Source organism: Streptomyces sp. NPDC107581 (genome assembly GCF_055657175.1).
Window position 1 is genome coordinate 205,158 of sequence record NZ_JBVKBH010000005.1, and the last position, 23,649, is coordinate 228,806.

Here is a 23,649-nt window from a genome sequence, read left to right on the forward strand (position 1 = left end):
GACGGCAAGGTGCTCGACACCCTGCAGCGGCTCACCGCCGCGCTGCGGGACACCCGGGAGCGGCTGCGTGCCGCCGAGGCGAAGGCGCACGAGCCGATCGCCGTGGTGGGCATGGGCTGCAGGTACGCCGGCGGCGTCAGCGACCCGGAGGGGCTGTGGCAGCTGCTTCACGAGGGTCGTGACGCGGTGACCCCGTTTCCCGCCGACCGCGGGTGGCCGGAGGAGTTCACCGGCGCCGGGGCGTTCCTGTCCGACCCGGCCTGGTTCGATGCCCGCTTCTTCGGGATCGGTCCCCGTGAGGCCCTGTCGATGGACCCGCAGCAGCGGCTGATGCTGGAGATCTCGTGGGAGGCGGTGGAGCGGGCCGGAATCGACCCGGTGTCCCTGCGCGGCTCCCGGACCGGTGTGTTCACCGGGACCAGCGACCACGACTACCGCAGACTGCTGGGCGAGGTCAGCAACCACAACGAGCACGGTGACCACCTGGCGACGGCCACCGCGTCGAGCGTGCTGTCCGGTCGGGTCTCCTATCTGCTCGGCCTGGAAGGCCCGTCGGTCTCGATCGACACCGCGTGCTCCTCCTCGCTGGTGGCCCTGCATATGGCCGTGCGCTCGCTGCGCTCCGGGGAGTGCGATCTCGCGCTGGCCGGCGGTGTCCTGGTGATGTCCATGCCCGGTGTGTACGCCGCCTTCCACGGCAACGGCGGGCTGGCCGCGGACGGCCGCTGCAAGGCGTTCGCGGAGGCGGCGGACGGTGTCGGCTGGGGCGAGGGCGCGGGGGTCGTGCTCGTCGAGCGGCTGACGGACGCCCTCGCCCAGGGTCACCCGGTGCTGGCCGTGATCCGCGGTACCGCGATCAACTCCGACGGCGCGTCCAACGGGCTGACCGCTCCGAACGGGCTCTCGCAACAGCGGGTCATCCGGGCCGCGCTGGCCGACGCCGGGCTGCGCGGCCGGGATGTGGACGCCGTGGAAGCGCATGGCACGGGGACCCGGCTCGGCGACCCGGTGGAGGCCTCGGCGCTGCAGGCCGTCTACGGCCGCGACCGGGAGACACCGCTGGCCCTCGGGTCGGTGAAGTCGAACATCGGGCACACCCAGGCCGCGGCCGGGATCGCCGGAGTGCTCAAGACGGTACTGGCGCTGCGGCACCGGACCCTTCCGAAGACGCTGCACGTGGACAGCCCGTCGTCGCATGTGGAGTGGAGCACCAGCGCATTGGAGCTGCTCACCGAGAGCCGCCCCTGGCGGGCCGGCGGGGGCCGGCGCCGGCGCGCCGGGGTGTCCGCGTTCGGGATCAGCGGCACCAACGCCCATGTGATCCTCGAAGAGGCACCGCCGCCCGCCGCGGCACCGGAGACCGGCGGGGGGTCCGAGACCGGCGGGACATCCGGCACCGGCGCGGTGTGCGGGACCGGCGGGACCGGCGGGACCGGCAGGGGAACGAAGGCCGGCGGGGCGTCCGGGACAGGCGGTGCGGCCGACACCGAGGGGGCCACGGAAGACGGCGGGGCCGCGGAGGACGGCGGCGGGCCCGGGGCCGCCGAGGCCCGGCCGCTGCCGTGGGTGCTCTCGGCGCGGACCGATTCCGCGCTGCGGGCCCGGGCGCGACAGCTGCTGTCGCACCTGGACGGCCGGGAACCGGCCGCGCTCGCGCACGCGCTCGTCACCTCCCGCAGCACCTTCGAACACCGCGCGGTGGTCCTCGACGCCGATCCCCGCGCCGGGTTGAGCGCGCTGAGCCGGGGCGGCACCGCACCGGGACTCGTGACGGGCACGGCCGACCTGACGGGCAAGGTGGTCTTCGTCTTTCCCGGCCAGGGCGGTCAGTGGGCGGGCATGGGCGCCGACCTGCTGGAGTCGTCGCCGGTGTTCCGGCGACACATCGACCGCTGCGCCCGGGCACTGGCCCCGCATGTCGGCTGGGACCTGTCCGCGGTGCTGCGGCAGCAGCCGGGGGCGCCGTCCCTGGAACGCGTGGACGTGGTGCAGCCGGCGCTGTTCGCGGTCATGGTCTCCCTGGCCGGCCTCTGGCGTGCCTGCGGTATCGAACCCGATGCCGTGGTGGGGCACAGCCAGGGCGAGATCGCGGCCGCGCATGTCGCGGGCGCTCTGTCCCTGGAGAATGCCGCGCTGGTGGTCGCCCGGCGCGCGAAGGCGCTGACGGAGCTGTCCGGCCGTGGCGGCATGGCTTCGGTGGAGCTGCCCGCGGACGAGCTGCGGTCCCGGCTGGACGCGCGGCTGTCGGTCGCGACGGTCAACGGGCCGGGCTCGACGGTGGTCGCCGGAGCCGCGGACGCGCTCGACGCCCTGCTGGCCGGCCTGGCCGCCGCCGGTGTGCGGGTGCGCAGACTGGCGGTGGACTACGCGTCCCACTCACCGGAGGTGGAGCTCGTCCGCGACCGCGTCCTCGCCGAGCTGGCGCCGGTGTCGCCGAAGGCCACGGACATCCCCTTCCACTCCGCGGTCACCGGCGGCGTGCTCGCCGGGACGGAGCTGGACGCCGGATACTGGTACCGGAACCTGCGCCTGCCCGTGCGGTTCTACGATGCCGTCGCGGGGCTCGCGGTGCCGGAGCACTCGTTCTTCGTGGAGGTCGGCCCGCATCCCGTCCTGGTCCCGGCGGTACTGGACGCCGTCGGCGACAAGGCCGTGGCCGTCGGGTCGCTGCGCCGCCAGGAGGACGGCCGCGGGGCGCTGCTCGGCTCCCTCGCCGAGCTGTACGTCCGCGGTCTGGAACCGCGGTGGACCGCATGGGCGGGTCCGGGCACACCCGCCTTCGCCGACCTGCCCACCTATCCGTTCGAACGCAAGCGGTACTGGCTGAAGCCGGGTGAGGCCCGCAACGCCGGTCATCCCGTGCTCGGCACGGCCGTCGAGCTGGCGGAGAGCGACGAATTCGTGCTGACCGGCCGCCTGTCGGTGGCGTCGTCCCCGTGGCTGGCCGACCACCGGGTGCTGGACGAGGTGGTCCTGCCCGGCACGGCCTGGCTGGACTTCGCGCTGTGCGCGGGCGCCGCGGCGAACTGTGCCACGGTCGAGGAACTGACCCTGGAACGGCCGCTGGTCCTGCCCGACGACGGTGCCGTGACGGTGCAGCTGCGCGTCGGCGCTCCTGACCGTACCGGGCGCCGCAGCCTGGACCTCCACGCGCGAGCGGACGGTGCGGGCTGGACGCGCCACGGCCAGGGGGTGCTGAGCCCGGCGTCCGCAGCGCCCGAGGTGCACGAGACGTGGCCACCCGTCGATGCGGAGCCGGTCCCGCACGCCGGGCTCTATCCCTCTCTCGTGGGCCGCGGGCTGCGGTACGGCCCGGCGTTCCAGGGGCTCGGCACGGTGTGGCGGCGCGGCGACACGGTCTTCGCCGAGGTGGACTGCCCGGTCGACCCCCGCGGTTTCACGGTCCATCCGGCGCTGCTGGACTCCGCTCTGCACGCACTCGGACTCGGCGGCAACGCCCCGGTGCCCGAGGGCCCGTTGCTGCCGTTCGCGTGGACCGGGGTGAGCGCGCGGACGACCGGTCCGTCCACACTGCGGGTACGGCTGCAGGGGTCCTTCGACGGCGGGGTACGACTGACCGTCACCGACGGCGGGGGTGCGCCGGTGCTGTCCGCGGACTCGCTGGTGCTGCGGCCGGCTCCGGTCGGCACGGGCGGGACGGACGCCCCGCAGGACGCGCTGTTCCGGAACAGGTGGGTCGAGGTGCACCCCGCGGGCGGAGTCACGTCGGACAGCATCGTGGCCGTGGGGTTCGAGACCGGCCGGTTCCCCGTCTTCCCGGACCTGTCCGCACTGGATACGGCTGTGTCCGCGGGGCTGCCGGCGCCCGGTGCGGTGCTCGTCGCCGGCTCCGCGGGTTCGGTACGGGAGTCCGCGCACCGCGCGCTGGGGCTGGTCCGGCGATGGATCACGAGTCCTCAATTCGCCGGTTCCAGGCTGGTGTTCCTCACCTCGGGCGCGGTGGCCGCCCGGACCGGCGACGATGTCCCGGACCTGGCCGGCGCGGCCGTCATCGGCCTGGTCCGGTCGGCGCAGACCGAGGAACCGGGCCGGTTCGTCCTGCTGGACGCCGACGAGATCACCCCGCAGACGGTGGCCGCCGCGCTGGCCGCCGACGAACCGGAGGTCGCGTTGCGGGGCGGACAGGTGCTGGCCCGGCGGCTGGTGCGGGCCGTCCCGCGGGGCGCGGGGACGTTCGGCGGGCCCGAGGACACCGTACTGATCACCGGCGGCACCGGCACGCTCGGCCGGCTGCTGGCACGCCATCTGGTCACCGCGCACCGGGTGCGGCACCTGGTCCTGGTCGGCCGCCGGGGCCAGGCGGCCGGGGTACGGGAGGAACTCGCCGCGCTGGGCGCCACCGTCACCGTGGCCGCCTGCGACGTCGCGGACCGCACCGCGCTGGCCGGGCTCCTCGCCGCGCACCGGCCGACGATCGTCGTCCATGCCGCCGGGGTGCTCGACGACGGCGTGGTGACGACCATGACGCAGGACCGCGTCGACGCCGTGCTGCGGCCGAAGGCGGAGGCGGCGCTCGCCCTGCACGAGCTGACCCGGGAGCTGCCGCTGAAGGCGTTCGTGCTGTTCTCCTCGGCCGCCGCGACCGCCGGCAGCGCGGGCCAGTCGAACTACGCCGCCGCCAACGCCGTACTCGACGCGCTGGCCGAGCACCGGCGCGCGCGGGGGCTTCCGGCGATCTCGCTGGCCTGGGGGCTGTGGGAGGAACGCAGTGGCATGACCCGTCATCTGGAGGCGACGCCCGACTCCCTGTCGACGAAGGAGGCACTGGCCCTCTTCGACGCCGCGGTGGCACTCGGCGACCCGGTGCTGGTGCCCGCCCGGCTCGATCTGCGCGGCCGCGTCAGGCCCCTGCTGCGGGAGCTGGTGAGCGGGCCGGAGGCCCCGGACGCCGGTCTGCGCCGGCTGCTGGGGCGGCTCGGCGAGGCGGAGCGGGAACGGGCGCTGCTCGACCTGGTGCTGGGCAGGACCGCACTGGCCCTCGGACACGAGGGCACGGACGAACTCAGTGCGCACGCCGGGTTCCTGGAGATGGGTGTGGACTCGCTGGCCGCCGTCCGTATCCGCAACGGCCTCAACGAGGCACTCGACGTGCGGCTGCGGCCGACCGTCGTCTTCGACCACCGGACTCCGCTGGTGCTGGTCCGGCATCTGACGGAGGTACTGGCCCGGCCGCAGGACGAACCGGCGCAGGAGGAGCGCGAGACCATCAGCCAGATGCTCGTCCGGATCGCCGCCACCGACTGGGCACAGCGGCGCTCCTACTACGCCTCGCTGGACGAACTGCCCGCGATCCCGCGGCCGGTCCGGCTCGCCAGTGGCCCGCAGGGGCCGGCTCTGGTCTGTGTCACCTCGGCCGTGGGCACGTCGGATCCGGTGCAGTACGCGCGTCTTGCGAAGCGGTTCCAGGGCGAGCGTGACGTCTGGGTGCTGCGGCAAGCGGGCTTCCGGAGCGGTGAGATGCTTCCGAGGACCGCGGACGTGCTGCTGGAGACGCATGTGGCCGCTCTGCGCGCGGAGCTGGGAGAGCGGCCCTTCGTCCTCACCGGTCTGTCCTCCGGGGGGCTGATCGCCCACATGCTCGCCCGGTATCTCCACGACCAGGGCAGCCCGCCCGCCGGCGTCATCCTGCTGGACAGCTACTCCCCCCAGGACGGCGAACGGCTCGCCTTTCTGGCTCCCGGTCTGCGCGGGGAGTTGCAGGACCGGGCCGACGATCCCAGTGTCGCGATGCCCGACGACGACGGCTGGATCACCGCCATGCTGCACTACGAGACATTCGACTGGCCGTTCCGCGATCTGCCGGCCCCGGTCCTGTTCGTGCGCGCGGGGTCTCCGCTGGAGGGCTGGCCGGCGGACTGGGCACCTGTCTGGCCGTTCGAGCACACCGCCGCCGTCACCCGCGGCAACCACTTCACCATGCTGGAGGACGAAGCCCCGTACACGGCGGGCCTGATGCGCGACTGGCTGCGGGACACCTTCGGCTGATGCCGGCCGGCCGGGGTCCGGTTCCGCCGTCCCCCGGCCGTTCCCCGGGCCGCCCCGGTCAGCGCATGAGTCTGAGGGGCAGTGCCTGCAGGCCCCGGAAGCTGACGTTGGGCCGCCAGTCCAGGTTCTCCGTGGTGAGTTCGATCTTCGAGTAGCGGCGCAGCAATTCGGTCAGAACGATGGAGGTCTCCATCTTTCCGAGTCCGGCGCCGAGGCAGTAGTGCGGGCCACCGCTGAAAGCCAGCGTTTTCGTTCCGGTGCGTGTCACATCGAGCCGGTCGGGATCGGGATAACGCTCCGGGTCACGGCCGGCCGCCCCGAAGAGCAGCATGACCTTGGCGCCCTCGGGGAGTGTGACGTCTCCGAGGCCGACGCTTCCGGTCAGAATTCTGGAGACGATCTGCACCGGAGCGTCGTAGCGGGATATTTCGTCGACCGCGTTGCCTGCCAATTCCGGCTTCTCGCGCAGTGTCCGCAGCTGTTCGGGGTGCCGGAGCAGCGCCAGGAGACCGTTTCCGATCAGATTGACGGTCGTCTCGTGTCCCGCGACGAACAGGAACTGGATATTGGCGATGATCTCTTCGTCGGCGAGCCGGTCGCCATCGACATCGGCGTGCACGAGAAGGGACAGGATGTCTTCGCGCGGAGCGGCCCTGCGCTCTTCGATGTGACCGGACACATATGACCGGAACTCCACTTCCGCCGCATTCATGTCGACCGTGTCCTCGGCGGTTATCGAGGGGTCGATCACCCGGCTGATGTGTTCCGTCCATCGGCGGCACTGGTCGCGGTCGCGCGTGGGCAGGCCGAGAAGTTCGCAGGTCACGGTCACCGGAAGGGGAAGGGCGAGACTCTGGATCAGATCGGTTTCACCCTCGCCCACGGCGTCGAGCAGCCGGTCCGTCTCAGCGGCTATGCGCGGCCTCAGCCGTTCCACCGCCGCGCGGGTGAAAACCTTGCCGATCACACTGCGGATCCGCCGGTGGGCGGGTCCGTCGAGCATCAGCATCCAGTTCTGCACACTCCGGACGAGCGGACTTTCCGGCCCGCCACGGCGGTTGGCCCAGGTCGTGTCCCGATAGAACTCGCTGGAGGCTTCGGGGGCCCGCAGTACGGCATCGACATCGGCGTAGCGTGAAAGAATCCAGTAACCGAAGTCGGACCGGTGGATGGGATCCGTCTCCCGCAGGCGCCGGTAGATCGGGTAGGGGTCGGTGCGTACTGACGGATCTCGCGGATCGAAAATTAAGGTCATTTCCATCCTGTCCCGGGATACGATGGCCCGTCCATTTTCAGGCCTCTCATCATTCCACAGGGCATGACAGGAAGTGAAGACGTTTCAGATGCGCGGAGCCCCTGCTCCGGACCCCCTGATCCCCTTGCTACTTCAGGATGTTGACGGCCCGGGCGACCACCAGGACCACGGTCACCAGGGACACCGAGGACTGGAGCATCATCAGCATTTTGGCCCACCTCGACAGTGGTATGACGTCGGTCGGGCTGAAGGCGGTGGAATTGGTGAACGACAGGTACAGGTAGTCGAGGAACGCAGGCTCCCAGTCCGGCGGTGCGACCTCCGGGCTCTGCATCTGTGGGAAGAGGAAGTCGGCGGACTGCTGCCGGCCGAGGACCCGCGCCATCGGGCCTCCGCGGTCCCACTCCCAGTACCACAGGGCGAACACGATGACGTTCGTCAGCCAGATGCCACCGCCGGTCAGCAGCAGCGGCACCGCGTCGGCCCCCGCGCTGCCGTTCACCAGGTCCGCCACGAGCCGGACCGCCGCCAGGCCGTTGGCCAGGCTGATGACGCCGATCAGGGCCAGGCCCAGCCACCGCAGCCGGCGCGTGCGGGGCTCGACCCGTCGCGGGTTCGCGGCGATCAGGCCGGCCAGCAGCATCAACTCCAGTACCGGCAGCGCCCAGTACGGCGGGAGGGAGAACCGGTGCGGCAGCACCAGCTGAAGGCCCACCGCCACCAGGATCACGGCGGTGACCGCCCAGCGCGGCTCGCCGCGCGTCGCCCGCCGCCACGCCGGAAGGAGTTCGCGCTCCCCGTTCTCCAGCAGCCGCTCGAGCCTGGTCACCCGGCTCTCGCCGTTGTCCATGCCTGCGGTCTCGCGGGTGTCTTCGCGGTCTTCGGTGTCTCGGGTGTCCTGGGTGCCTTCGTTCATGGCGACGATTGTCCCGGCTCAGGTCAGCCCGCCGGGCACCCGCCTGGCCGGCGCCCTCAGTGCTGGGCGCGGGCCGGGCGCGTGGCCGGCTCCGCCGCATCAGGTCCGGGCCGGGGCCGGGGGCAGGTTCCGTCTCACCCGCAGGCCCACGGCCGTCACGAGCAGGACCGCACACACGGCGAACACCACGCCGGCCGTGCGCAGGCCCAGTGCCACCGCCATGGCGCCCACCCCGACGACCGGCACGGAGATCCCCACATACGCGACGACGAAGAACGCCGAGATGATGGCGCCCCGGTGCGTCCCGGGCGCTGCGTCGCTCACCTCGGTCAGTCCCGCGCGGAACGCCATGCCCTGTCCCGTGCCGCCGGTGAGCGCGCCGGCCAGCAGCATCGGAAAGGACCTCAGGAGCAGCGAGGTTCCGATGAGGACCAGCCCGACGACGAGCACGGCACAGCCCTGGGGCAGGGCTCGGCGCGCGCCGACCCGCCCCATGAGCAGTTGCCCACAGGTGGAGGCGCCGAACACACCGAAGACGACGGCACCGGTGACCGCCAGGTTGCGCTCCTGCAGTGTCTGGGTGAGGAAGGCAGGGGCCACGGCCGTGAACAGGCCGAGCATGGAGAAGCCTGCGAAGGCGGCGAGCGCGCAGGGCCCGAAGACTCCACGCACCTCCGGCGGAACCTTCATGCCCTGTGGTCGCAGCGGCGGTCGCGGGTCGGAGCGGGGCACGGTCTCGGCCAGCAGACAGACGATCGCCGTGGCGCCCGCCAGGAGGGCCAGATGGACGACGAAGGGCAGCTTGAGCGGCCAGGGCGCGTACTGGGCCAGGACGCCGGAGACGAGTGGGCCCAGGCCCAGCCCGCCCATGTTGGCGGCGGTCGCGGCCAGTCCGGCCCGGCCCCGTCGTGCGGGTGGTGCCAGTTCCAGGACGGCAGCGGTGGCCGTGCCGCTCAGCAGACCGGCCGAGAAGCCCGACAGCACCCGGCCCGTGAACAGCAGCGGCAGGCCGGCCTCGGTCAGGAAGCACACCGCGCTGAGCGCGGACAGACCGAGGGCCGCCAGCAGCACCGGCCGCCGCCCCAGTACGTCGGAGAACCCACCGGCGGCCAGCAGGGCGGCGATGACTCCCACCGCGTAGACGGCGAACACGACCGTCACGATCAGCTCCGAGAACCCGATCTGCTGCCGGTACAGGCCGTACAGCGGTGTGGGCAGGGTGGTCCCCATCATCCCGACGGCGAAGACACCCGCGGCGGCCTTGTACCCCGGCCGCCGCCGGACGCGTCGCGGAGGTTCGGTGTCGCTGTTGATCACACTCCACCATAGGCATCGGGCATCCGCCGGTGCCGGAGGACAAGGTGGGGCGGTCCCCCGGAAGGCCGCCGGGCGGGAAGGGGCGGGTTTCGCACCGCGGCCGGCTCCCGGCCCGCCCGATCGCACGCGGCAACCTTGAGCGCACCCTCACCCTCACCCCCACTCGTACTCGCACTCGCACCCGCACCCGCACCCGCACCCGCACCCGCACCGACCGCTCCCGCACCCGCTGTGTGCGCCGGCACTGGTACGGCATGGAATCCTGCGGGCACAGGATCAGGGCGGCTGCCTACCGCGCCCGCAGGACACAGGCGCGGACCGCGCCAGGAGGGGACACCGCATGATGTCGCTCGATCTCCATCCGATCTTCCGCAACAACCGGGACATCGAACTGGCACTGCGTCAGTTCCTCTTCCGGGCGGCCCAGTCGGGCGAGCCGGTCGCGGAGATCATCCCTGGCAAGGGTACGGGGCGGCTCAAGGACCGTGTCCTGGCGTTCCTCGACCAGAAGCACATCAGGAAGCTGTACGTCCGCCGGGAGGTCGACTCCGGGAACACCGGCCGCATCCTCGTCCACTTCGAGTGAGCTTCGTCCGGGTGAGCCGCCCGCCCGGTCAGTCTACGAACTCCATGGCAGGGTACCGGGGTGAGGGGCCGTCCAGCAGGTGGTCGTGGGTCCCGCGCAGCCAGTGGTCGAAGAACGCGGACACATAGGCCTCGTTGGTGCGCACAGCGGTGCCCGGAGCGATCGTGCCGATGTCGTCCGTCCGGGTGGCGGGCGGCAGATGCAGCTGCGGAACCAGAGCCTCGGCATCCGTGAACGACGCGTGCTCGGCGCCGCGCAGTCTCAGCGTGCGGGTCCAGCCGGGCGTATGCGCCCGGAATGCGCTCCAGCCGGGGCCCGTGTCGGTGTCTCCGTCCTTGCCCAGCAGCAGGAACGGCCGCGCCAGGCCGTGCTCGGCGACGGGCATCAGCGTGCCGTCGTAGTGGGTCAGGTTGCCGTCCATGTCGATCCCGGCGCCGATCCGATGGTCCGCGTCCATGGCCGTGGCCGCGGCCGTGCCGCCCAGTGAGTGGCCGAACATGCCGACCCTGGACAGATCGAGTGAGCCGGAGAGGCCGCAGGGCAGGGGCCGCCCGTCCGCGTCGGGGTTTCGGCCTGCTTTCACCGCGTCCAGTTGGTCCAGTACGAAGCTGGTGTCGGCGTCCCGGACCGTGAGGGCCTTCCTGATGAACGCATCGGGATCCCCGGGAGTGACCATGGTGGCCAGCGACCCGTCGGGGAACTCCACTTCGGGAGATTCGTAGGTGTTGTCGATGGTGACCACGACATAGCCCCGGCTGGCGAGGTCCGCGACCAGGGTGGTCCCCCAGGTCCTGGGTTCGCCCAGCCCCGGGGAGTAGAGCAGCACCGGCCGCTTGCCGTCGCCGTGGGCGACCGGCGCCCCCTGCACGGCATGGGTGAGGGTGGCCGCCCAGTCGGTCCGCCCGGTCGGGACGCCCATCCCGAGGTAGTCGTCGGCGGTCACCGAGTCGAAGTGCGCTGCCGCTCCGGGCAGCATGTAGGGCGCGGGAGGCCGGCCGGCCGCATGTGCCGTGGGGTAGTACACGCTGACCATCAGCTCGCGGTCGTGCTTGCCGGTGTGCCAGGGGTCGGGGCGGGAGCTGTCGGCGAGGTGCAGCGTCACCTCGCCGACCTGGTACCTGCCCGTCGGGGCCGGCAGCCGCAACCGGGCCGGCTGCGCGGCCGGCCCTCGGGACGGCGCGGCCTGTGCGGGAAGGGCGGCGACCAGGAGGTTGGTGAGCACGGCCGCGCAGACGGCCGCGGCCCGCAGGCCGCGCTTCCGCCGTGCCCGGTCCTCGCTCGGCTGTGCTTTCGTCATACTCCGATGGTGCGGGCCGGGTTCCGTCCTGCACCATCGGGAACCACCCCTACTCGGGCCTGAGTCGTCCCCTAAGGGCCGTGCCCGCACCCTCCCGGACCATCTCGCCCGGCTACACCAGGAAGGCGTTGACCCGGCCCGCGGCGATCTGCTTCTTGCCCGTGACCGGCTGTGCGACCGCGGCCTCGGGCGAGGAGGAGTTGACGCTCCAGCGGTATCCGACGAACAGCGACGTGTCGGGGTCGGCGTAGAAGATCATGTGGCCGTAGCCCACGCCGCTGTGCTCGGTGTAGGTGCTGTTGTCGTCGGCGATCTCGGCCCTGGTGTCGGGGTGGGCGCGGTAGCGGTCGATGCTGGACTGGCTGCCCAGGTCGGGGCCTCCGTGGGGGCTGTTGGTGCAGTCGACGACCTGGAAGAGGTGCGGGACCACCCCGGACACACCCAGCTTGCTGTCGACGGTGGAGGACAGCGTGCCCAGGTAGGAGCGGATCATCACCGTGTGCCCCGTATAGGGCGTGCTCTTGACGGCGGGGTCGTAGTCCCAGGCGATGATGTCGCCGGGGCGCAGGTTCACCGGCTTGGTCACCGGATCGATGTGCGGCACCGCGGAGGCGTTGAGGAACCCGGCCTGCAGGTCCTCGGCGTTGGGATAGGAGGAGGTGCGGGTCGTGCCGTCCTTCGGCGGAAAGTACTGGTTGAAGTATTCCGGGGTGGCCCAGCCGTAGGCGGTGTCGGCGCCGTAGGAGCGCTGCAGCAGCGCCGTCATGAAGGAGGCGCACTGGGAGAGGTTCTCGAACTCCTCCGGGTGACCTGGCCGCCCCCAGGTCACCTGGGTTCTGCCGAGGTTCTCCCCGCCGGCCTGTTCGACGTTGTACCGGTTGTGGTCCCACTCGTCGGTACGCAGCCGCAGGTACTCCACCAGTGTCTCGGCCTCCAGCAAGTGGGGCGGCTTGAGCTGGTAGAGCTGGGCGGTCGCCGGCTCGGCGGCCGCCGCCGGGGACGCCGATATCAGTGGCCCGGCGGACGCCGCGAGCGCCAGACCGGCGCCTCCGGTGAGCAGACGGCGGCGCGAGGGGTGTGCAGAGGACGTGGACAACGCGGCTCCTGGGAATCGGACGGTGGGTGTGGGAGCGGACCCGGCCGCCGGGTACGGCACCGCTGCGTCCAGCCCTGGTCCCGCCGACAACCTGGACCTTCTGAGCCCCACCGTGCAGGGTACTAGCCCGGAATGACACCGCCCGCGCGTGGCGGCTCGTCTCCGACCGTCAGTGGAACTCCCCCGACGAACGAGGGCTGCCCCATGCCGATCGCACCAGCTGTCCTGCGTCCTGTACTGCGTCTGACCGGAACGGCCGTGACCCTCCTGCTCCTGGCCGCTCAGTCGACAACGGCGTCCGCCGCCCCGCCGCCGCCCCCGTCACCGGCCGCCGAGGCCACAGCCACAGCCACAGCCACAGCCACAGCCACAGCCACAGCCACAGCCACAGCCACAGCCACAGCCACGACTACAGCCAAGCCCAGAACCACGACCCCGGCCGCGGAGGCCTGGTCCGCTCCCCTGTCGACGCGAGGCCGGTACATCGTCGACGCCCAGGGCAACCGTTTCCGTCTGAAGGCGGCGAACTGGGACGGCGCTCAGGGATCGTGGACGGGCAGCGGCAGCGTGAGCGACCCCGCCGCCCATCACGCGGGCCAGAACTCCTACGGCATACCCCTCGGCCTGGACCGGGTCCCGATCGACGGTCTGCTCGCCGACTTCCACCGGCTGGGGATCAACACGATCCGGCTGCCGTTCTCCAACGAGATGATCCACAGCGCGACGCCCGTCCCCGACGCCGCGGTGCGCGCCAACCCCCAGCTGCGGGGCCGGACCCCCCTCCAGGTCTTCGACGCCGTGGCCGACGCGCTCAGCCGGAGCGGTTTCGCCGTCATCCTCAACAATCACACCCACACGTCCCGCTGGTGCTGCGGGATCGACGGCAACGAACGGTGGAACAGCGGGCTGTCCACCCAGCAGTGGGCCGACGACTGGGTCTTCATGGCCCGCCGCTACGCCACCGTCCCCCGTGTGGTCGGGGCCGACCTGTACAACGAGGTCCGACGTGACGTCCTGGACGACCCCAACTGGGGTCTGGGCGACGACCACGACTGGTACGCCGCGGCCCAGCTCGCCGGCGACCGCATCCTCACCGAGGCCAACCCCCGTCTCCTCATCGTCATCGAGGGCATCAACTGGACCGGCGTGCCGGTGGACGGGCTCCCGCACGGCCGGCCGATGCTCACGCCCGTGCGCACCCTGTCGCACACTCTCGTCGACGCCCACAAGCTGGTGTACTCGGCCCACTTCTACGGCTACACCGGTCCGCACCACAGCGGTGCCACCGGCATCGGCGAGACTCACGACCCTCGCTACCAGGACCTGACCCGCGAGCAGTTGGACGCGGCTCTCGACGACGAGGCGTTCTTCGTCGAACAGTCCGGTCAGCACTTCACCGCACCCGTCTGGGTCAGCGAGTTCGGCATCGGCTCCAACGAGGCGAACACGGCGGCCCGTGCCTGGTTCGGCAACATCACCGACTACTTCACCGGCCATGACGCCGACTTCGCCTACTGGCCGCTCGTCGGCTTCGAGGGCCACGACGACTGGGCACTGCTGCGCTACGACAGCGCGGGGCACCGCACCGGCATCCTCGACTCCGGCGACTGGCGCAGTGCGGCCTGGCAGCGGCTCATGACCGCGCCGAGCGACGCCGGTCCGGTGGCGGCCGTCACCACCTGGCGCATGCTCTCCACCGACCACGGCGACGCGGTGGAGTCCCTGCGCGTGCGCAACACCGGGGACTGGGATTCCGGCGCCTACAAGGCCGTCTGCCCCGACGGGCTGCGTCTGGCCGGTCTCAGTCACACCACGGGCCGTGGCCTGTGCACCGACGGCGGCGAGGCGGACCTGCGGGACTCCGGTGCGGATCGGACGGTCGTCGTCGACGAGCGCCATGTTCCGGCGGGCGGTGACTGGGCGTCCGGGTACACCAAACTCCAGTGCCCCCCGGGTGGTTTCCTGATCGGCTACAGCCTGCGCGGGGAACGTCTGTCGGCGGCCTTGTGCGTGCCGGGCCGCGTTCCGCCGGCGGGCGCCGGGCGCACCGTGTGGTTCGACCGGTCCGACAACCGTCCCGCCGACGCGGCGGGCGGCGACTTCGCCCACGGCGACTACAAGGGCCAGTGCGCGGCCGACGAGTACGCCGCGGGGATCGCCTTCACCACGCGGGTGGGCAGCCGTCCGGGTCCCGATGCACTGCTGTGCCGCACACTGCACTGACGGCGCGGCACGGACGTGGCCGTCCTGCTCCGCGCACCCGCCTCCGCGTGGTGTGCGGCGACAGGGCGGTCACCGGGGGTGAGCGCGTGCTGCCGATATCGCACGGGCAACTTCTGGCCAAAGCACGGCAGTTGTTGTGAGAGGCTGTCGTCGGCCGGTCACGGGCGCGGGGGCCGTGACCGCCGGCGAGAGGAGCACAGCGTGGGACAGGACGGCTTCCGGGTCGCGAAGATCGACACCAGCAGGCCGCACCCTGCGCGGATCTACGACTATCTGCTGGGCGGCAAGGACAACTACGAGGTGGACCAGCGGGCCGGCGACGAACTCGCCGCCGCCGCGCCCGAGGTACGCATCGGCCTGCAGGCCAACCGGGCCTTCCTGCGGCGCGCCGTCCGGTACGTCGTCGGCCATGGCGTGCGTCAGATCCTCGACATCGGCACCGGACTGCCCACCTCGCCGAACGTGCACGAGATCGCCCAGGAGGCGGCGCCGGACGTGCGGGTCGCGTACGTCGACAACGACCCGATCGTGGCCGCCCACGCCAACGCGCTGCTCAGCAGCTCCGGGTCGACCAGCGTGGTACTCGGCGACCTGCGCGACCCGCAGGCCGTCGTGGACCATCCCGACGTCCGGCGCACCATCGACTTCGACGAGCCGGTCGCCCTGCTCCTCGTCGCGGTCCTGCACTTCCTCACCGACGCGGAGCAGCCCGCCCAGGCCGTCGCCGCCCTGCGCGACACGCTGCCGGCCGGCAGCTTCCTGGTGCTCTCGCATGCCACGGGCGACTTCGCCGACCGCAGCGCGGCCCAGGCCGTCTACAACAAGGCGACCGCCACCCTGAACCTGCGCTCCCGTAGCGAGGTCGAGCGGTTCTTCGACGGCTTCGACCTGGCCGAGCCCGGCCTGGCCCAGGTCCCGTTCTGGCGTCCGGACACCACGCCACCGCCGAGGTCCCACGAGATCGGCTTCTACGGAGGCGTGGCCCGCAAGACCTCCTGACGGCGGGCGCCGAGCCGGCCTCGGCAGGGGTTCCGGCGGCCGGTTCCGACCGGTGCCGGATTCGGAGTCGGAGCCGGATTCGGAGTTGGATTCGGAGTCGGGCCGAAAAGCCGTACACGCGCAGACAGCTGTGCGCGAGTCCCTCGCGGCCGCGCCTGCCGCGTCTTCCTCATGCCGACTCCCGCACCACCAGTTCCGGGTCGAAGACGACCGATGCCGGCTCGGTGCGGGTGCCGTGGATGTGTTCGTCGAGCAGACGGGCCATGTCCGCCGCCATGTCCTCCACGGGCTGGCGGACCGTGGTGAGCCGGGGCCGGCAGGCGACGGCGACGGTGGAGTCGTCGAAGCCGACGACCGCCACGTCCTCGGGCACCCGGCGGCCCTGCTCGCGCAGCACCCGGCAGGCCCCCTCGGCCATCAGGTCGTTGGCCGCGAACACCCCGTCCAGGCCGGGGTGTTCGGCGAGCAGGGCGGCCATGGCGACGGTTCCGCTGTCCAGGGTGAAGCCGCCCTCGGCGACGGGGACGTAGGGGTGCCCGTGCCGGGCCAGGGTGTCACGGAAGCCGGCCAGGCGTTCCTGGCTCGCGGAGACGGCCAGCGGACCGCAGATCGTGGCGAGTCTGCGGCAGCCACGGGTGAGCAGGTGCTCGGCGGCGAGCCGGCCGCCGTCCCGGTGGGCCAGGTCCACATGGCTGAGCGGGACCGGCCGGGAGGGCCGGGCGAAGAGCACCGCGGGCAGGCCGGCCTCGGCGAGCAGGGCGGGCAGCGGGTCGTCGGCGTGACTGGTGACGACCAGTGCGCCGTCGGCCCGTCCCTGCCGCAGACAGGTCAGCACCTCCTGGCGGGCCTCGGGGGACTCGGCGAACATCAGCACCGGGTGCACCGAGCGCGGCCGGAGGAAGCCGACGATCCCGGCGACGACCCGTCCGAAGAACGGGTCCGCGAACACGCGGGCGGCGAAGGCGGCCTGTGCCTCGTCCGAGGCGTTCCCGGCGCCGGACACCACCAGGGCCACGGTCTCGGCCCGCCGGGTGACCAGGGAGCGGGCGGCGCGGTTGGGTGCGTACCCGGTCCGTTCGATGGCCAGGCGGACCACTTCCTGGATCGCGGGGTCCACGTTGCGCACGCCGTTGACGACCCGGGACACGGTGGCCCGGGAGACGCCGGCCTCCCGGGCGACGTCCTCCAGCGTCGGGGCCTGTCTGCTCATGCCCGCACCCTAACGGCCGGGCACCCCACGGGCATAGAGCGCTCTCCGCACGCCCTGCGCAGGCCCTCCCCGTACGTCCGGGACACGCTCTGCGCAGGCCCTCCCGTACGTCCGGGACACGCTCTGCGCAGGCTCTCCGTGCGCTCCCATCACATCTTGCTCAGAGTCTCCGTACGTTCCGACCACGCCTCACGCACGGTCGTCCCCGTACGCTCCAAACACGCCCTACGCAGGCTCCCCATCCGCCCTCAGCGCACTCTCCCCACGCTCCTGAGCACGCTCTTCGTCCGCTGCGCGCGCGTTCCGCGCCGGCCGCGCGGTCCTAGCCGGGGTCGCGGACCATGACCTCCAGGGCCACGGGGAGGTCCCCCGCCGAGCGGCCCGCCAGCACCCGGCACGGCCCTGGCTCGGTGCGCCACGCGCCCGCGTGGACGTCCCAGTGGCGCAGGCTGCGCGCCGGGACCCGGACCGGGGCGACCACCGTCTCCCCCGGCCCCGCCCGCACGGCCGTCCACCCGGCGAGCCACCGCTCCGGGTAGGCGACGGCGCCCGCGCCGGGGCGGGCGAGATAGACCTGGACGACCTCCCGGCCGGCGCGCGCCCCGGTGTTGCGCACCCGCACGCGGACCGTGAAGTCCTCCCCGGCCGCCGTCTGCGGTGGCCCGGTGATCTCCTCGTAGGCCCAGGTGGTGTACCCGAGTCCGTGCCCGAACCAGTAGGCGGGCGTGCGGCGTGCACGCAGCCAGCCGCGGTGGCCGACGTGTACGCCTTCGTCGTAGCAGACGCGGCCGGCCCGGGGCCGGGTGCGGGTGACCGGGGCGTCGGCGAGAGTGGCGGGCCAGGTGGTGGGCAGCCGTCCGCCGGGCTCGGCCCGGCCGAGGAGGACGTCGGCCAGACCGCCGCCCGCCTCCTGGCCGGGGAACCAGCCGAGCAGCAGTGCGCCGACCTCGTCGCGCCAGGGCAGTTCGACCGGGCCACCGCTGTTGACCACGGCCACCGTGCGTGGGTTGGCCCGGGCGACGGCGCGGACCAGGGCGTCCTGATCCACGCCCAGGGCGAGACGGAGGCGGTCGTGTCCCTCGGATTCGTGCTGTTCGCCGGTGCCGACGACCACCACGGCCGCGTCCGCCGCGCGTGCCGCCCGGACCGCCGCGGCCAGGGCCTCGGCGCGGCCGGGTCCGGGTGGTGCGGCGCCCACGAGGGTGGCGCGCCCGGTGCCCGGGGCGAGTTCCCGGCGGGCGACGAGCAACGGGGCGGTGCCTGCGGTCAGGTGGACGGTGACCACCTGGGCCGGTGGGCTCACATGGATCACGGCCGGGTCGTCCGTGGTGGTGGTGAACGTCCCTTCCAGGAGCTCCTGTCCGTCGAGGCGGAGGCTGAGGCGGCCGATGCCGGCGATGCCGATCCGCCAGGCACCCGGCACCCGGGGCGGCAGTCGTGCGCTGATCTCCACGGTGTGTGCGCCGGGCGGCACGGGAGGCTCCAACTGCCTTCCACTTCGGCGGTGTCCGGCGTACAGCTCGGCGCCCGCGCGGTCGAGGACGCGCAGCAGGACGCCGGGGACGGCGCTGCGCGGGTCGCTGCTCACGGACATGTCCAGCGGCGGGGGCGGGCCGTCCGGGGCCGGCCCGGGGACATGGACGACCCGGGCCCGGCCGCGCAGCCCCGACCTGATGCCGTCCAGGACCGACACCTCGTGCTGCGGGAAGACTCCGGCGCGGTCCTTGTAGGTCTGCACCCACCTGGGGAACTCGTCCAGCATCTGGTTCTTGTAGGCGGTGTCGGTCACGTAGTTCACGCAGCCGCCGCTGCCCGGTCCGCCGCCGGGCTGCAGCCAGAACCCGGCGATCACCTTGATGCCGTGGGCGGCGGCGGAGTCGAGGAGCGGCTTGCTGGTGGCGTCGGTTCCCCAGGTGCGGATGGTGTTGACGCCCATGGACTTGAGGTCGGGCAGGTACCTGTCGGCGTCGGCGATGGCGGGGCCCCAGGTCAGGCCCTTGATCTGGTACGGCTGTCCGTCCACGGTGAGCTGCCAGTTGCCCTGGGTGCCGGTCACCTTGACGACGCTGCCGGCCGCGTGGGCCTGTGCGGCCGGCAGCGCGGTCAGGGCGCCGGCGGTGAGCACGCCGGCGGTGAGCGGCGCGGCGAGGCGGCGCGCGCGAGTGCGGGTGCGGGGTGGTGGGGTCATGGTGGTGGGGTCTCCCGTGTGGTGTGCGGGTGCGAGCGCGGCTGCGGCTGCGGCTGCGGCTGCGGCTGCGGCTGCGGCTGCGGCTGCGGGCGTTGTCCGCTACGGCAGGCGGTAGTCGGCGTCCAGGGCCGCGCCCGCCTCCGGGTGGGTCTCGTCGTAGCCGCGCGCGTCGCACTGCAGCCCGCCGACGATGCAGTGGTCGACCAGCGCCTTGAGCGTGCGGTCGTCCCAGGCGTTGAAGAAGTCGTAGTGGAAGCTGTGGCCCGTTCCGCTGGACAGCCGCACCTGCGACATGTCGCCGTTGTCGGGGAAGGCCGTCTTGAACTCGATCATCGGCAGCGCCACGGGGTGGTCGGCGGGGCAGACGTTGTCGTTCGTTCCGGGCTTGACCACCGGGTAGGCCATGTGGCTCTTGTGGTCGGGGGTGTCCAGGTACTTTCCGTCCCAGCAGCTGGGCGCCTGGAAGCGGATGTTGAGCTGGACGTCGGCACGGTCCGGGCAGGCCGCCGGGAACTCGGTGTTGAAGTAGCTGTCACCGCACTCCCAGCCCTCCACGAAGCCGGGGTGGTGGCGGAACTCGTCGGCGCTCTGCATCGGGCTGCCGACGACGAACCTGAGGCCCTTGGGGAACGGCCGCACGCTGATGTAGTCGGTGACGCCCGTCTTGTAGTAGATGACCTGCGGGCCCACGGGCAGGATCTGCCGGTCGCCGTCGTAGAGGGTGGGCATCCAGTAGCCGGACAGGTCACCGGGCGCCTTGCAGGTGGTGCCGCCCGCGCCCAGTGAGGCCGTGGTGCTGTTCGCGTCGGTCGTGGTGTTGCCCATGAACGTGTGGTCGTGGGACTTGCCGGGCTGCTGCGGATAGACGATCGGGTCGTCCGGAGCGGTGTGGCTGACCGCGCAGTTGGCCTGGAACTCGTGGAAGTAGCGGTGCGGCGGGTCCTGCGTGGACGGGGTGACGCCGGTGACCGGCGGGTCGGCCGGGATGTAGCCGTCGCCGTCGGGGTCCTCGGGCGAGGAGGCGGTCGACCCTGCCATGGCGTGGCCGGTGTGCACGGCCGCGGCGGTGGCCCGGGGTGCGGACGACGCGGCGACACCACCGAGGCCGAGCGAGGTCAGCAGCAGCGCGGAAGTGATCAGCGCGCCCGAGAGGATCTTCGATCTCCGTGACATACGGGCTCCTCGACAGGAGGTGGGGGCTGGAAGTCGTACGGAGACGGGAGAGCGCTCTCCCATCGCTGGAGTGTTGGGGCGGTGGCGTGAGGGTGTCAAGGGAATCGACCAAAGGATCAGCGGGCCCCATCCCTCACTTCTCGAAGGCGGGGACGGCGATATGACGGTTGGTCAGTGCCAGGGACTGGAATTTCGGTTGCACCTCTTGACGCATCGTTCACGCCACTGAAGCATCCAACGACGAGAGAGCGCTCCCCAGCCACCATTCGTTCACTTCCTGAACAAGGAGAGCCGCGCATGCCCCCCTCGTCCCCCACCTCGCCCTCCTCGCCGTCCACCCCTTCCTCGCAGCCCTCGCCGTCCTCGCAGTCCTCGCAGTCCTCGCCACGCATCGGACGCCGGGCCGTTCTCGGTGCCGCGGCGGCGGCCGTGCCCCTGCTCGCGGGTGTGGCCACACCGGCCGGTGCCGTCACGACGTCCCGCACGTCTCCCCGCGCCCTGCCCGGCGGGGGCGACCTCGGCCCCAACGTGCTCGTCTTCGACCCGTCCACGCCCGGCATCCAGGCCAAGCTGGACCAGGTCTTCCAGCAGCAGGAGTCGGCCCAGTTCGGCAGCGGCCGCTACGCGCTGCTGTTCAAGCCCGGTGCCTACAGCGGCCTCAACGCCCAGATCGGCTTCTACACCTCCATAGCCGGCCTCGGCCTCTCCCCCGACGACACGACCATCAACGGTGATGTGACGGTCGACGCGGGCTGGTTCAACGGCAACGCCACGCAGAACTTCTGGCGTTCGGCGGAGAATCTGGCCCTGGTCCCCGCGAACGGCACCAACCGCTGGGCGGTGGCGCAGGCGGCCCCGTTCCGCCGCATGCACGTACGCGGCGGGCTCGACCTCGCCCCGTCGGGCTACGGTTGGGCGAGCGGCGGCTATATCGCGGACAGCCGGATCGACGGCCAGGTCGGGCCCTACTCGCAGCAGCAGTGGTACACCCGCGACAGCGTCGTCGGAAGCTGGCTCAACGGCGTGTGGAACATGGTGTTCTCCGGCGTCCAGGGCGCGCCGGCGCAGAGCTTCCCCAACCCGCCGTACACCACGCTCGACTCCACCCCGGTCTCCCGCGAGAAGCCCTTCCTTCATGTCGACGGGACTGGATTCCGGGTGTTCCTCCCGGAGTTGCGGACCGGCGCCCGCGGTGTCACCTGGGGAAGCGGTACGCCGCGGGGTACGTCCCTGCCGCTGTCGCAGTTCTACGTCGCCCGGCCGGGCGTCAGCGCGGCCACCCTCAACCAGGCACTGGCGCAGGGACTCCACCTGCTGCTGACACCGGGCGTCTACCACGTGGACCAGCCGGTCCAGGTGAACCGCGCGGGCACCGTGGTACTGGGCCTGGGGTACGCGACCCTCGTGCCCGACAACGGGACCACGGTCATGAAGGTCGCCGACGTCGACGGGGTACGGCTCGCCGGGTTCCTCATCGACGCCGGGCCGGTCAACTCACCGACCCTGCTGGAGGTCGGCCCGTCCGGTGCCTCGCGGGACCACTCGGCCGACCCGACCACCGTGCAGGACGTCTTCGTACGCGTCGGCGGCGCGGGCGCCGGCAGGGCGACCACGAGCATGGTGATCAACAGCCGGCACACCATCGTCGACCACACCTGGGTCTGGCGTGCCGACCACGGCACCGGCGTCGGCTGGGACACCAACCGCGCCGATTACGGTGTCGTGGTCAACGGCGACGACGTCCTGTGCACCGGTCTGTTCGTGGAGCACTTCAACAAGTACGACGTGCAGTGGAACGGCCAGCGCGGTCGCACGATCTTCTTCCAGAACGAGAAGGCGTACGACGCCCCGAACCAGGCCGCCGTCCAGAACGGCTCCGTCAAGGGATACGCGGCCTACAAGGTCGGGGACAACGTCACCGCGCACGAGGGCTGGGGCCTGGGCAGTTACTGCTACTACGACGTCGATCCGTCGATCGTGCAGCACAACGGGTTCTCCGCGCCGAACCGTCCGGGCGTGAAGTTCCACGACCTGCTGGTGGTCTCGCTCGGCGGCAACGGCCAGTACGAGCACGTGATCAACGAGACGGGATCACCGACCTCGGGCACGTCCACGACGCCGTCGACCGTGGTGTCGTACCCGTGAGGCCAGCACCCCGCTGATCCCTGCCCGCCCCGGCCGCCCGTCGCCGGTTTCCCGCCTCGGCCGTCCGCCGCCGGTTTCCCGCCCCGGCCGTCCGCCGCTTGCTTCCTGCCCGCCCCGGCCGTCCACCGCTCAGGCGCGGGCCGCCGTGGTGGTGCAAGCACCTGCCGGAGGTGCGGTGGTCCGGCCGGTCGGGGCGGGCGAGCGGGCTGCCGGCGGGTCCGGGCACCGCGCGAGTGCCCGGCGCTCCGTGCGTCCGGCGAGGTGAGAGAGGCGGGCGCCGTCGGCCGCCAGGACACCCCCGACGAGACCGCCTGGCGCGTGTCCTTTCGGTGGGCCGGTCAGGAGGGCTTGCGCCAGACGAACACCTCGGTGCCGGGCCCGCGTTCGCTGAAGCGGGCCGCCGGGGAGCAGGAGCGCAGCAGCCGGCGCAGGTCGGTTTCGAAGGCGTCCCGGCGCGGGCCGAAGAGGCCGGGAGCCGAGGACGACAACGAGAACACCCAGGCGACGACGTCGTCCTCGTCGCGTTCCAGCACCTGCCCGCCGGAGACCACGAACCGCTCGGGCCCCAGGAACCCGGTCCGCCGGAACACCGCCGCTTCGCCCCCGGGGGTGCCGTCCGGGAGCGCTCCGCGCCCGGCACGGCGCACGGACCCCAGGTACGCCCGCACCAGTTCGCCGATGGCCGGGTACGGCGCAACCGGGTACGGCAGGCCCTCGGTGCCCGGCCGCTCGCCCTTGAGGTCGCTGACGTGCACCAGCGCGCCGCCGGGCCCGAGCATGCCGTACACACGGGCCGCCACCAGGTCGCGCTCCATCCAGTGGAAGGACTGGGCGAAGACGGCCACGGTGAAGGTGCCGAGGTCCGCCGGAAGCTCTTCGGCCCGGATCCGCACCCACCGCGTCCTGCGGGCCGCCGGCTCGTCGGCGGCTCGGCGTGCGGCCGCGTCGAGCATTCCGGGGTCGGGGTCCACGCCGACGACGTGGCCGAACAGCGGCGAGAGGGGCAGGGTCAGGGTGCCGGGCCCGCAGCCCACGTCGATCAGCCGCCCGGTCCCGTCCAGGCCGAGCACATCGGCCAGCCGTGCCACCAGGCCGGGGGCGTACGGCAGCCGGCCCCGCGTGTAGTGGGCGGCCGTCCCCTCGAACAGGGTCTCGTCCCACTGCCGGCCCTCGGTCACGTCGGCCTCCACTTCTCGTATTCTCGGGCCCGCGGCACGACACCGAAGGGCCAAACCCAC

General features: G+C 72.3%; 14 protein-coding genes and 1 pseudogene. 5 read left to right on the forward strand and 10 right to left on the reverse strand.

Translation table 11 applies throughout. The annotated features are described in order from the left end of the window. A pseudogene (locus ACZ7P3_RS14250) lies at window positions 1-5,967 on the forward strand (SDR family NAD(P)-dependent oxidoreductase); the annotation flags it as partial. 97 nt (window positions 5,968-6,064) lie between these two features. Here ACZ7P3_RS14250 and ACZ7P3_RS14255 read toward each other — a convergent pair. The 3 genes from ACZ7P3_RS14255 to ACZ7P3_RS14265 form a co-directional block, all read right to left on the reverse strand. Then, window positions 6,065-7,267 carry a cytochrome P450 gene (locus tag ACZ7P3_RS14255; protein WP_472081288.1) on the reverse strand — a complete coding sequence of 401 codons (1,203 nt, stop codon included), beginning with the start codon at window positions 7,265-7,267 and terminating at the stop codon, window positions 6,065-6,067. Window positions 7,268-7,388: 121 nt separating this feature from the next. After that, a complete protein-coding gene (locus ACZ7P3_RS14260) occupies window positions 7,389-8,177 on the reverse strand; it encodes a hypothetical protein (RefSeq protein WP_472081290.1) in 789 nt (262 codons plus the stop codon). Between the two features lie 99 nt (window positions 8,178-8,276). Next, a complete protein-coding gene (locus ACZ7P3_RS14265) occupies window positions 8,277-9,491 on the reverse strand; it encodes an MFS transporter (protein ID WP_472081963.1) in 1,215 nt (404 codons plus the stop codon). Between the two features lie 343 nt (window positions 9,492-9,834). On the opposite strand from ACZ7P3_RS14265, the gene ACZ7P3_RS14270 reads away from it, so the two are divergent. Further along, window positions 9,835-10,080 (forward strand): Smr/MutS family protein, encoded by a 246-nt coding sequence (locus ACZ7P3_RS14270; RefSeq protein ID WP_472081292.1) that lies wholly within the window; start codon window positions 9,835-9,837, stop codon window positions 10,078-10,080. 28 nt (window positions 10,081-10,108) lie between these two features. Here ACZ7P3_RS14270 and ACZ7P3_RS14275 read toward each other — a convergent pair whose 3' ends face one another. The 3 genes from ACZ7P3_RS14275 to ACZ7P3_RS14285 all read right to left on the reverse strand — a co-directional run bounded on the left by ACZ7P3_RS14275 (window position 10,109) and on the right by ACZ7P3_RS14285 (window position 12,892). Continuing rightward, on the reverse strand, window positions 10,109-11,377 hold the full coding sequence (locus ACZ7P3_RS14275) for an alpha/beta hydrolase family protein (RefSeq protein WP_472081294.1): 1,269 nt from the start codon (window positions 11,375-11,377) through the stop codon (window positions 10,109-10,111). Window positions 11,378-11,489: 112 nt separating this feature from the next. Then, window positions 11,490-12,473 carry a hypothetical protein gene (locus ACZ7P3_RS14280; RefSeq protein WP_472081296.1) on the reverse strand — a complete coding sequence of 328 codons (984 nt, stop codon included), beginning with the start codon at window positions 12,471-12,473 and terminating at the stop codon, window positions 11,490-11,492. Between the two features lie 281 nt (window positions 12,474-12,754). Next, window positions 12,755-12,892: a hypothetical protein gene (locus tag ACZ7P3_RS14285; protein ID WP_472081298.1), complete on the reverse strand. Its 138-nt coding sequence runs from the start codon at window positions 12,890-12,892 to the stop codon at window positions 12,755-12,757. A gap of 148 nt (window positions 12,893-13,040) precedes the next feature. Between ACZ7P3_RS14285 and ACZ7P3_RS14290 the strand changes: the two genes are divergently transcribed. Together ACZ7P3_RS14290 and ACZ7P3_RS14295 are read left to right on the forward strand one after the other, a co-directional pair. After that, entirely contained in the window at window positions 13,041-14,696 is a 1,656-nt protein-coding gene (locus ACZ7P3_RS14290; RefSeq protein ID WP_472081300.1) for a glycoside hydrolase family 5 protein, read from the forward strand. 201 nt (window positions 14,697-14,897) lie between these two features. Beyond that, the gene (locus ACZ7P3_RS14295) at window positions 14,898-15,695 is read left to right on the forward strand and encodes an SAM-dependent methyltransferase (RefSeq protein ID WP_472081302.1); all 798 of its coding nucleotides are present in this window, start codon (window positions 14,898-14,900) and stop codon (window positions 15,693-15,695) included. A gap of 169 nt (window positions 15,696-15,864) precedes the next feature. Here the strand turns inward: ACZ7P3_RS14295 and ACZ7P3_RS14300 are convergent, their stop codons facing one another. From ACZ7P3_RS14300 to ACZ7P3_RS14310, 3 genes are all read right to left on the reverse strand, one after another. Then, a complete protein-coding gene (locus tag ACZ7P3_RS14300; RefSeq protein WP_472081304.1) occupies window positions 15,865-16,905 on the reverse strand; it encodes a LacI family DNA-binding transcriptional regulator in 1,041 nt (346 codons plus the stop codon). Between the two features lie 322 nt (window positions 16,906-17,227). Continuing rightward, the gene (locus ACZ7P3_RS14305; RefSeq protein WP_472081306.1) at window positions 17,228-19,093 is read right to left on the reverse strand and encodes a glycoside hydrolase family 3 protein; all 1,866 of its coding nucleotides are present in this window, start codon (window positions 19,091-19,093) and stop codon (window positions 17,228-17,230) included. A 99-nt stretch (window positions 19,094-19,192) separates the two neighbouring features. After that, on the reverse strand, window positions 19,193-20,266 hold the full coding sequence (locus ACZ7P3_RS14310) for a DUF1996 domain-containing protein (protein WP_472081308.1): 1,074 nt from the start codon (window positions 20,264-20,266) through the stop codon (window positions 19,193-19,195). 297 nt (window positions 20,267-20,563) lie between these two features. On the opposite strand from ACZ7P3_RS14310, the gene ACZ7P3_RS14315 reads away from it, so the two are divergent. Continuing rightward, window positions 20,564-22,411 carry a coagulation factor 5/8 type domain-containing protein gene (locus ACZ7P3_RS14315; protein ID WP_472081310.1) on the forward strand — a complete coding sequence of 616 codons (1,848 nt, stop codon included), beginning with the start codon at window positions 20,564-20,566 and terminating at the stop codon, window positions 22,409-22,411. Between the two features lie 338 nt (window positions 22,412-22,749). On the opposite strand, the gene ACZ7P3_RS14320 is transcribed toward ACZ7P3_RS14315, so the two are convergent. Then, on the reverse strand, window positions 22,750-23,601 hold the full coding sequence (locus ACZ7P3_RS14320; protein WP_472081312.1) for a class I SAM-dependent methyltransferase: 852 nt from the start codon (window positions 23,599-23,601) through the stop codon (window positions 22,750-22,752). Window positions 23,602-23,649: the final 48 nt, after the last annotated feature.